7 protein-coding genes are annotated in these 11,183 nt (G+C 49.6%); all 7 read right to left on the bottom strand.

Features of this window, described 5'->3' with window-relative positions:
- Nucleotides 1-56: 56 nt before the first annotated feature.
- Nucleotides 57-1,412 (bottom strand): TolC family outer membrane protein, encoded by a 1,356-nt coding sequence (locus ACN0T0_RS09095; RefSeq protein ID WP_417225279.1) that lies wholly within the window; start codon nucleotides 1,410-1,412, stop codon nucleotides 57-59.
- Nucleotides 1,413-1,914: 502 nt separating this feature from the next.
- On the bottom strand, nucleotides 1,915-4,614 hold the full coding sequence (rnr, locus tag ACN0T0_RS09100) for a ribonuclease R (RefSeq protein ID WP_417225281.1): 2,700 nt from the start codon (nucleotides 4,612-4,614) through the stop codon (nucleotides 1,915-1,917).
- Nucleotides 4,615-4,931: 317 nt separating this feature from the next.
- Nucleotides 4,932-5,855: a protein translocase subunit SecF gene (gene secF / locus ACN0T0_RS09105; RefSeq protein ID WP_417225283.1), complete on the bottom strand. Its 924-nt coding sequence runs from the start codon at nucleotides 5,853-5,855 to the stop codon at nucleotides 4,932-4,934.
- Nucleotides 5,856-5,869: 14 nt separating this feature from the next.
- Nucleotides 5,870-7,720: a protein translocase subunit SecD gene (gene secD, locus ACN0T0_RS09110; protein ID WP_417225285.1), complete on the bottom strand. Its 1,851-nt coding sequence runs from the start codon at nucleotides 7,718-7,720 to the stop codon at nucleotides 5,870-5,872.
- Between the two features lie 177 nt (nucleotides 7,721-7,897).
- Nucleotides 7,898-8,233, bottom strand: a complete 336-nt coding sequence (gene yajC, locus ACN0T0_RS09115; RefSeq protein WP_303580050.1) for a preprotein translocase subunit YajC — start codon at nucleotides 8,231-8,233, stop codon at nucleotides 7,898-7,900.
- A 42-nt stretch (nucleotides 8,234-8,275) separates the two neighbouring features.
- A complete protein-coding gene (tgt, locus tag ACN0T0_RS09120) occupies nucleotides 8,276-9,400 on the bottom strand; it encodes a tRNA guanosine(34) transglycosylase Tgt (protein WP_417225288.1) in 1,125 nt (374 codons plus the stop codon).
- A 169-nt stretch (nucleotides 9,401-9,569) separates the two neighbouring features.
- Nucleotides 9,570-10,607, bottom strand: a complete 1,038-nt coding sequence (queA, locus tag ACN0T0_RS09125; protein ID WP_417225290.1) for a tRNA preQ1(34) S-adenosylmethionine ribosyltransferase-isomerase QueA — start codon at nucleotides 10,605-10,607, stop codon at nucleotides 9,570-9,572.
- Nucleotides 10,608-11,183: the final 576 nt, after the last annotated feature.

The raw sequence follows: 11,183 nt of genomic DNA on the forward strand, positions 1-11,183 counted from the left end.
GCTGCAGTGACGATATAAGTGCCTAAAAAGCACTGACATAAGCGCAGCCATAGCCCTTATGACTCATCACTGACCAGCCAGCTATTGATGGCAGACAGGTCGTCCTCCTGCAGTGCGCCCACGGAGAACTTCAAACGCAGAACATTCAGTACATAATCATAACGAGCCTTGATCAAAGACTGCCGTGCGTCAGAAAGGTCCTGTTCAACATCCAGCACCTCTACCAAGCTATTTTGACCGCCACGGTATCCTGCTGATTTAGAGCGCAAACGACCTTCCTGTGCTTGCAAAGACTTTTCCAGCGCACCGATTTGCACAATAGCCTCGTTAATACGGTAGTACGCATCATGCGCTGAACGCTCAACAGAGCGCTGCATATCGTTACGATCTTCAAGCACACTGCTGCGCTTTTCGATAGCTTGACGCAGCTTAGCTGACGTCTTGCCGCCCGAATATAAAGGTAGGTTAAATCTCACCGACATCTCGGTGGTATCGATATCACTCGTCCCACCAAACGGTGAACCTTCGATGGCTTCATTACCGTGAGTTAAGGTGAAATCGACCGTAGGATAATGACCACCACGGAGAGCTTTAATCTCTTTCTCTGCTTCTTTTAAAGAGAGATTAAGGATGGTGAGTTCAGGATTGTTTCTGGCGGCCAATTTAACCCACTCTTGAGGGTCAGACGGAACCGGCATTTCAAGCTCAATATCTGCGCGTAAGCGGGATAGATAACCCGGCATCTTCCCTAACGACTCCCGTAAGGCATAACGGCTATCCATTAAGCGGCTCTGTAACTCGACCTCTTTACTCAGGGCATTCAAGTAACGTGCCGAAGCGTCCTGTAAATCAACAGTTCTGACGAGCCCTGTTTTATGCTTCTTTTCAGACACTTCAAAATGCTTAAGCATCGCTTTCTTTTCGGCCTCAACGGCTTCCAACTGATCAATCCGCTCAAGCACTAAGAAATAACTTTCGGACAGCCTTAATAACAGTTGCTGCTTGGATAACGTATATTCGACTTCGGCCCGATTAGCGCTAATCTTAGATTGGTCATAACGCTGCCAGCGAGAGTAATCGAAGATTGATTGGGTCAGTGTTAGGCCGTAACTATCGGTGGGGTAATCAGCGGAGTTGCCATAGAAGACAAGGTTGTCCGACTCATTAATGGTTTTGCTCGTTTCTTTATGCTCGTATTGGAGCGAAATGGTTGGTAATAGATCCGCACGGCTCAGATTGACAATTTCTTGATCACCGCGGAATTTATAGTAGGAAGAAAGGTATTTGGTGTCGTTTTCTGCGGCTACTCGCCATACATCCATCAAATCCTCGGCTTGGGCCGGAGCAGAACAGAGCAATACAGAACAGAAACCCGCACTTGCAATAGCGCGGGTTATTTTTATGTTTTCCATGGTTCCCCCTCGGCCTCATCCTGAGGAGTCTCTCTCTGGTAACCTAACAGGAGAGTCAGCATCCGATGCTATCTTTAGTTATTTTTAATTGTTATCAGCATAGATTACTCTTGTAGCCCAAAGAGTATGGTTAGTTTTCAATCAAAGTTCAAACAATATAATTGTCAATAGACCTTTACCTCTCCCTATCGGCAATAAATCATCAATAATCGCAAGACGAAAAGAAATATCAACAAAAACAATAAATTAACATTAGCTAATATAGAAAAAAGATTACCTATATTGAGTAATTATCAAGTATTAAAATTTTTTATCGCATAAAGGATTCGTTTTAACCCCCTTAATAACGATGGACGGTTAAAAACCATATGCCCCCCTTGCCAAAGCTCAGCTATAAAACAAAAAAGGCAGATACCATCGAGGATGATATCTGCCTTAATTAATTCACCGTAAAAGCCCTCGTTAACATCAGTTAATCGTTACAGGCTATGGCTTTAGGCCATTATTTATCCGAGCGTTTGCCCCGCAGTTTTTTCAGTTTTCGTTTTTTCGCTCGATTGCTTAGCCCCTTGGCGGGCTTACGGGATAGGCGAGTCAGCTCTAGCTCTGTTTCACTCAGACGCGCGCCGTTTTTCGCCGGTTTCGCTTCCAGTGGCTGGCGTGAGCCTCTACCTTCTTTCGGCTCGGTTCCACGCTTACGGGGTGGCCGAGCGCCATCGCGCTTATCTGACTTCGCCCAAGGCGCTTCCGATTCCGACGTCTGACGAGAGCGTTTGCTCTCAGGCTTTCCTGAAGTCGATTTAGAAGGTCTAGCGGACGGTCGTCCTCCCGTAGGTTTGCGTCCCTGTCGGCTTTCTAGCTCGGCCAGAGACAGCTTGCCCTGACGCAACAGCTCCCGCTTACTCAAACGCTTCGGTTCGGGTTTATCAGCATCACTGTCCAACTTATCCCCAGCTTCTAGTTTTTTTACCAGTTCGAAATCGATCTTACGGTCATCGAGATCGACTCTAGCGACTAGCACCTGTACCCGATCTCCTAGACGGAATGATTTACCACTACGCTCACCGTGCAACCGTTGTAGGGCCGCATCGTAGTGATAATAATCACCCGGCAAAGCCGAGATATGGATCAAGCCCTCAACATAAACCTCTTCCAGTTCGACAAACACGCCAAAACCAGTCACCGCCGAAATCACTCCGCTGAACTCATCACCGACGCAATCCTGCATATATTCACATTTGAGCCACGACATCACATCCCGAGTGGCATCATCGGCCCGCCGCTCGGTCATCGAGCAATGCTCGCCCAACTCAACCATCTGCCCTAGGGTATAACGGTGGATAAAGCGCTTATCGAGCTTAAAGTTAGCCGGCCGAGTGATATGAGGGCTGTTACTTTCTGAGTGAATCAGGCCCCGTATGGCCCGATGCACCAACAGATCCGGATAACGACGAATCGGCGAGGTAAAGTGGGCATAGGCCTCATAATTCAGCCCGAAATGACCTTTATGTTCGGGGCTGTATACCGCCTGCGACATAGACCGCAGCATCATCACCTGAATAACATGCTTATCAGCGCGCCCTTCTAACGATTCCGATAGCGCTTGATAATCCGGTGGGGTCGGCTCATCGCCGCCGCCCAAGCTTAAACCTAAAGGCCCAAGATAGGTGCGCAAAGTCTGCAGTTTTGAATCTTTCGGGCCATCATGCACCCGAAACAATGCAGGCTGCTTCATGCCCTGCAAGATACTCGCTGCTGCAACATTGGCACAGAGCATACATTCTTCGATAATCTTATGTGCATCGTTACGCACCACCGGCACGATCTTCTCGATCTTGCGCTCTTCGCTAAATAAAATCCGGGTTTCAGTGGTTTCAAAATCGATAGCGCCACGTTCTTCACGGGCGCGACGTAGGGCAAAATAGAGATCATGCAGGTGGATAATATGCGGCAACACCTCGGCATATTGCTGACGCATTGCGATACCCTGCTCAGAATCAGGTTCTTCCAGCATGGCGCCGACCTTGGTGTAGGTCAGCCGTGCCTTAGAACGAATCACCGCTTCATAGAAGGTATAGTCGGTTAGTTTACCGGCATCACTGATGGTCATCTCACACACCATCGCCAAACGGTTCACATCCGGATTCAGCGAGCACAGGCCGTTCGATAGAATTTCCGGCAGCATCGGCACCACAAACTCAGGAAAATACACCGAGTTACCCCGCAGGTGTGCCTCAATATCTAACTGACTACCCGGATGCACATAGGAGGAGACATCGGCGATGGCCACCCATAAGCGCCAGCCGCCGGAACGTATTGGCTCACAGTAGACCGCATCATCGAAATCCTTAGCATCTTCACCATCTATGGTCACCAGCGGCAGATCACGCAGATCGACGCGATTCTCGATCGCTGAATCTGGCACATCCGGGCCAAATTCACTGACCTCTTGACGTATCGCATCGTTCCATTCGTTGGGAATATCATAGTTGTGGATGGCAACCTTAATCTCCATCCCCGGCGCCATATGATCGCCCAGCACTTCGGTCACCCGAGCCGTCGCCTTAGCTCGCTTAGAAGGTGGTGTGATCAACTCAACCACGACCAACTGACCCTGCTTGTATTCCAACTTACCATCGGGATCAGGCAGGATCTGAATATCATTACTGATGCGCTGATTTTCCGGCGTCATATAACCGAATCCGCCGTGACCATGAAAGCGGCCCACCAACTTCCGGGTTTTGCGTTCTAACACCTCAACAATGGCACCTTCTGTCCGGCCTCGGCGATCTTCCCCAGTGGCTCGCACTAGCGCGCGATCACCGTCGAAAACCTGCCGCATCTCCCGGGCCGAGAGAAAGATATCGTCACCCCCCTCATCCGGAATAAGAAAACCAAAACCATCCCGATGCCCCGCAATCCGACCCGCCACCAAGTCCAACTTACTCAACAAAATATAATGGGCTTTACGATCACGCATTAACTGACCATCACGCTCCATCGCTCGCAGGCGACGGCGTAACGCCTCCCCGCTTTCTTCATCCTCAATATCCAGCAGCACTTCAATCTGCGGTCGGGTCAAGGGCTCGCCTTGCTCCGCCAACAGCGCCATAATCATCTCTCGGCTGGCAATCGGACGTTCATATTTCTCCGCTTCGCGGTCGGCATGGGGGTCTTCAGAAAAATGTTTTGAGTCTGACATGCATCATCTTCTGCTATGTAGGTTTGAAATAACGATACTTCAACAATACCTTAATCTGGCTCGTTTTGCCGGACCAGAATCATGTTTAAAAGCCGAAAGTTACACTTCCCGCTACAGCCGTAATAATAGCGCCATTCTCTGGGACGGCAATGATCAAACTTAAAACGGACCGACATTAAAACCAGCAATAGCTGGCAGCACCGTCTAACGGGTCTAATTTCGTAGGCGAAAAAAAACCGCGACATCAGTCACGGTTTTTTCGATCGTTAGCCTAGCGGTTCAACAACCCTAGGCTAAGACAAGCGCAATAACAGCCATTAAGGCATCTCGTCGACTTCTTCGCCTTCTGATTTTTCAGGTGGTAATAGATCTTCTTTAGTCAGCCCCATCAAGACCAGGACATTCGCCGCCACATAAATAGAGGAGTAAGTACCCACAAACACCCCAACCAGCAGCGCAATAGCGAAACCAAAAATCATCTCACCACCGAACACCGCCAGTGCAACCAGTACTAACAAGGTGGTGAACGAGGTCACTAACGTCCGCCCAAGGGTCTGACTCAAGGAGACATTGATAATCTCCAACGCATCGCCCTTACGCAACTTACGGAAGTTTTCCCGAATCCGATCAGAGACCACAATGGTATCGTTCAGCGAGTAACCAATGACCGCCAAGATAGCGGCCAACACCGTCAAATCGAAATCGAATTTAAACAGTGAGAAAAAGCCCAGCACAATCACAACGTCATGCGCTAACGCCGTCACGGACGCTACCGAGAATTTCAGCTGGAAACGGAAGGCCACATAGACCATCACCATAAACAGTGCCAGCAACATCCCTAAGCCGCCCTGCTCACGCAGCTCTTCACCTACCTGCGCACCGACAAACTCGTTACGCCGCAGGGTCAACTCTTGGGTTTCATCGCTTTGCAGCGTCTGCAGCACCTGATCACCCAGTTTCGGGTCATGGGCAACACCCATGCGAATAAGGATATCAACTGGCGAACCAAAGGTTTGCACCACCGCATCGTCATAGCCAGCATCCTGTAACTTGTCACGAATGCCGTTCAGATCCGGTTCCTGTTGATAACCCACCTCGATCAACGAGCCGCCGGTGAAATCCAAGCCAAACTTAAGCCCGTTGATCGCCAGAGAACCGATAGAGATCAGCAATAAAGTGATCGACAGCATCGCTGCGATTTTACGCAGCCCCATAAAGTTATAGATTTTTTCAGTCGTCATCTTACTCTACTCCGTCAGATCGACAGTTTCTTCAGCGCACGACCGCCGTAAGTCAGATTAACCAGCATCCGGGTCACCATGATCGCAGTGAACATAGAGGTCAGAATACCGACCGACAGGGTAATCGCGAACCCTTTCACTGGTCCTGAACCCATCGCAAACAAAATAACCGCCGCCAATAAGGTGGTGATATTGGCATCAAAAATGGTTGAGAACGCCCGATCAAATCCAGCACTGATTGCCGATTGCGCGGGCAGTCCATTTTTGAGCTCTTCCCGTATTCGCGAGAAGATCAACACGTTCGCATCCACCGCCATTCCTACGGTCAACACGATACCAGCAATACCCGGCAGCGTTAGAGTCGCCGAAAGAATCGACATTACCGCCAACAGCATCATCAAGTTAAACGTCAAGGCGATGTTAGCCAGCAGACCAAACACCCGGTAATAAGCCACCATAAACAGCAAGACACAGGCAAAGCCGATCTGTACCGACATCATACCCAGCTCAATATTCTGCTCACCCAGGCTAGGGCCAACGGTCCGCTCTTCAACGAAGTAGATCGGGGCCGCCAGGGCACCCGCCCGCAGTAGCAAGGCCAATTCTGAAGATTCGGTGGCGCTATCCAAGCCGGTAATCCGGAAGCTAGCACCCAATACGCTCTGAATCGTCGCCAGTGAGATAATCCGCTTCTCGACATACGGAATACGCTTAGCAACCTGCTCGCCATCAACGGTTTCATACAGCGTGCGGCTCTTATGCTCGACAAACAGTACCGCCATGCGACGCTTGATCGCATTACGCGTTGTACGGTTCATCATCTGACCGCCTTTAGCGTCCAGCGAGATATTAACCTGTGGCTGGCCGTTCTCATCAAAGGACGACTGGGCATTAGACACACTAGCGCCAGTAATGATGATGTCTTTTTCGAGAGTGGCATCACGGCTTTGATCACGGAACTCGTAAGTTTCAGTGGTCGCCCGTGAGGCATCGGTGGTCGCTTCTAGACGGAACTCAAGGTTAGCCGTCTTACCGATAATCCGTTTAGCCGCAGCGGCATCTTGAATACCCGGCAACTGAACAACGATACGGTTACGTCCTTGACGCTGCACCAGCGGCTCAGCAACACCCAACTCGTTCACCCGGTTACGCAGGGTGGTCAGGTTTTGCTTAATTGCATAGTCTTCGATCTCACGAATTTTGCTCTCAGCCAGATTAATAGTGACGTAGAAAGCACCGTCCTTGTCGTCATTATTGATCAGAAACTCGGTGTAATCCTTACGTAACAGGCTTTCGGCCTGATCACGCACATCGGCCGTTGAGAACTTCAGCTCTAGGCTGCCATCTTCGCGATGATCAACCGAGCGGTAACGTAGTTTCTCAGTCCGCAGCTTAGTTTTAATCTCGCTAACATAGACATCCAGGCGCTGTGCCACGGCAGACACCATGTCGACTTCCAACAGGAAATGGACACCGCCGCGCAAATCTAGACCCAACTTCATCGGTCCTGCGCCAACAGCTCTGAGCCATTCAGGCGTTGTTGGTGCTAGGTTAAGCGCCACAACATAACTATCACCCAGGGTTCGGCTGATAATCTCTTTAGCTTCAAGCTGACTACGGCTGTCTTTAAAGCGGATCAACCCACCTTTATCGGTCAGCTCATCACCTTTAACACTAACATTAGCCTGCTGCAGCGCTTGTTTAACCTGATCCAGCAACGGCTGGTTAACGATGTTCGATTCCCGAGTACCGGAAAGCTGAACAGCGTAATCATCAGGATAAAGGTTAGGCGCAGCGTAGATACCGCCGATCAGCAATACCAGCACGATCAGCGCGTTTTTCCACAGTGGATATTTATTGAGCATGGCGCTCTGTCCCTAACTAGCCCGGCGATGGATCAGTGCATGGTTAAAACAGGCACGTCCCCGTCCGGGCACCAGTATTTAGATTTAAACGGTTAAAAAGCCAAACCCGCTTGGCAGGCATGGCTTCATCACATCAAAAAAACGCCACGATAGTGGCGTTTTGTTATCTCTTGATGATTAGATCTGTTTAATGGTGCCTTTTGGCAACGCAGCACTAACATGAGTCTTTTGGAAAGTCAGTTCAGTGGTGTCATTAACACTGAGAACTACGTAGTCTTCGTTCAGACGCACGACTTTACCAATCAGTCCGCCAGCAGTGATCACTTCATCACCTTTGGTTAGACCACCGAGCAGCGCCTTATGTTCTTTGGCGCGTTTAGCTTGTGGACGCCACATAAACATGTAGAAAATAACACCGAAGCCCACCAGAAAAATCAGGTTGAACATACTTGGGTCCAAACCACCCGGTCCGGCAGCGTCTGCAGCGTGTGCTGAAGAGATTAACAAGCTCATTAAGGCTTCTCCTAATACTTACAATAATTAATAAAAATAAAATCAAACGTCATCATTAAGGGGCGGTGTTTCCATCCCCTTAAGCTGGTAGAACTGGTCAACAAAGTCGTCCAATTTACCCTGTTCAATGGCCTGACGCAATCCAGCCATAAGCTCCTGATAGTAATGTAGGTTATGGATCGTATTTAGCTGCGAGCCAACGATCTCCTTACATTTATCAAGATGGTGCAAATAGGCACGGCTGAAATTCTGACAGGTATAACACGTACATTGCTCATCCAATGGCCGCGTATCCGTTTTATTGGCGGAGTTACGCAGTTTTACCACACCATTGCGGGTAAATAGATGACCATTACGGGCATTTCGAGTCGGCATCACGCAGTCAAACATATCGACCCCACGGCGCACACCTTCAACCAGGTCTTCTGGCTTACCCACGCCCATCAGGTAACGCGGCTTATCTTCCGGCATTTTATACGCCAGATGATCCAATACTTTAACCATCTCTTCTTTCGGTTCGCCGACGGATAATCCGCCAATGGCATAACCATCGAAGCCAATGTCGTTTAGCCCTTCGATCGACTCATCCCGCAGATGGGGGAACATGCCGCCCTGCACGATACCAAACAGCGCAGAAGGGCTATCGCCGTGGGCCGCTTTAGAACGCTTAGCCCAGCGTAATGATAAACGCATCGACTCGGCCGCTTCCGTCTCAGTGGCAGGGTATGGCGTACACTCATCGAAGATCATCACAATGTCAGAGCCAAGATCACGCTGCACCTGCATCGACTCTTCCGGCCCCATAAAGACTTTCGAGCCGTTCACCGGTGACTGGAAATGTACCCCTGCTTCAGTGATTTTACGCATCGCGCCTAGGCTAAACACCTGAAAGCCACCGGAGTCGGTCAAAATTGGCCCTTTCCAGTTCATAAAGTCATGCAGATCGCCATGGGCTTTAATCACTTCAGTCCCAGGACGCAGCATCAGGTGAAAGGTGTTACCCAGAATAATCTGAGCGCCAATCGCCTCAATATCTTTCGGCAACATCCCCTTAACCGAACCATAGGTTCCCACCGGCATAAAGGCCGGTGTCTCAACATCACCACGGGGAAAGCTCAAGCAGCCACGACGGGCTTTGCCATCGGTCGCCAAACGCTCAAACTTCATAAAACATTCTCTGGTCACACGCTTTCCTACTGTCTGGTTTCGCCAGGGGAACGGCTATCTCTTCCCTATATAAGGCTGAATTACATAAATTAAAGGCTCATCGCCATTTTTACCCGCGTCAACGGCCGTTACTTTCGCTGCAACAGCATCGCCAAGCCGTCACCCGGGTTTATTTCACTGTTTGCTTAGTCAGCAACATCGCATCGCCATAACTAAAGAAACGATAGCGCTGCGCCACCGCCTCTTGATAGGCTGCCATCATATGGTCATACCCGGCAAATGCCGACACCAGCATCAGCAGGGTCGATTCGGGCAGGTGGAAGTTGGTAATTAACAGGTCCACCGTGCGGAACGCATACCCCGGAAAGATAAAAATATCGGTATCACCAAAAAACGGCTCAATTTCACCACTTTTGCTGGCCGTTTCGAGACAACGAACCGAAGTTGTACCCACGGCCAATACCCGATTACCCCGCGCCTTGGTTTCTCGAACCGCCTGACACACCTCTTCGGACACCTCAATATATTCAGCATGCATTTTGTGATCCTGAATATTATCGACCTTCACTGGACGAAAAGTACCCGCGCCAACATGCAGGGTAACAAAGGCTTTATTTACACCTTTTTCTTCCAAGCTGCGCATCAGGGCGTCATCAAAATGCAATCCGGCTGTCGGTGCAGCCACCGCACCGGGCTTCTCGTTATACACCGTCTGATAACGTTCACGATCGGACAGTTCGTCTTCGCGCTTCATATAAGGTGGCAATGGCATATGACCAAACTGCTCTAACGCATCGATCAGATGACCTTCCGCCAGTTCGAATTCCAGCTCGAACAGATCATCATGGCGTCTCACCATGGTCGCTTTTAAGCCACCATCGAGGGTCAATTCGGCACCCGGTTTCGGCGAACGGCTCGAGCGAATATGCGCCAGCGCCGAACGCTCATCCAGCACCCGCTCGATCAGCACTTCGATCTTACCGCCAGAAGCTTTCTCGCCGAACATGCGCGCGGGAATCACCCGGGTGTTGTTAAATACCACTAAATCACCGGATTCCAGTAGTTCTAACACATCAAAAAACTGTCGGTGCTGAAACTCACCACTATTGCCATCGACACAGAATAAGCGGCTATCGCTACGCTTTTCCAACGGATAGCGGGCAATCAGCTCATCGGGTAGATCGAAATGAAAATCTTTAACCTGCATAGAAAAACGCTAACCTAAACTCAGTGATTCAGCTATGACTGACCGCGCAACCTGCGCTCAGCCGACAAAAGGGGGCATATTCTACCCGAGTCCCCTTTAAACTTCAGCTATATTAACGAGTAGAGTCTAATGATTTAGCAACGGGATACACCGCGATGACGACAGAGGAAAGCGTGGGAACATACGTCTCTCACGGTTCGACGCGCCGAGAGAAAGCGCATAAAGAATAGAAGCACGGTATTACCTTACCAAACAACCAATTAGCTACTTAATCATGCCGTTCATTCACAGCAGATGGCACCCCGGCCCCGTAAATAAACGTGAAAGCGGAAAATACGAGCGCGGGCCAGTATTTTTCCACTGCAGCAATCTGTTATGAAATGACCTATTTCGCAAATTCAACTAAGCGTTGTTGCACTTACCATATGAATCACCGTTTAATTTATGAAACACCCTATTTAGATTTTATCGCATCAGGAACGGCTTTCACTTTGAGTTCGCGTGAAGCACTCACTTCAGCCACCTTACGCTGCGGTTTTGAAATATCAACTTGAGTATGTAGATTAAACGTGACGG

Origin of the sequence: Amphritea sp. (genome assembly GCF_048266285.1) — a bacterium.
Lineage (GTDB): Bacteria > Pseudomonadota > Gammaproteobacteria > Pseudomonadales > Balneatricaceae > Amphritea.

Coding starts and splice junctions, on each gene's coding strand:
- tgt (WP_417225288.1), bottom strand. CDS start 9,400: ATGAAGTTTGAGCGTTTGGCGACCGATGGCAAAGCCCGTCGTGGCTGC.
- queA (WP_417225290.1), bottom strand. CDS start 10,607: ATGCAGGTTAAAGATTTTCATTTCGATCTACCCGATGAGCTGATTGCC.
- secD (WP_417225285.1), bottom strand. CDS start 7,720: ATGCTCAATAAATATCCACTGTGGAAAAACGCGCTGATCGTGCTGGTA.
- yajC (WP_303580050.1), bottom strand. CDS start 8,233: ATGAGCTTGTTAATCTCTTCAGCACACGCTGCAGACGCTGCCGGACCG.
- secF (WP_417225283.1), bottom strand. CDS start 5,855: ATGACGACTGAAAAAATCTATAACTTTATGGGGCTGCGTAAAATCGCA.
- rnr (WP_417225281.1), bottom strand. CDS start 4,614: ATGTCAGACTCAAAACATTTTTCTGAAGACCCCCATGCCGACCGCGAA.
- ACN0T0_RS09095 (WP_417225279.1), bottom strand. CDS start 1,412: ATGGAAAACATAAAAATAACCCGCGCTATTGCAAGTGCGGGTTTCTGT.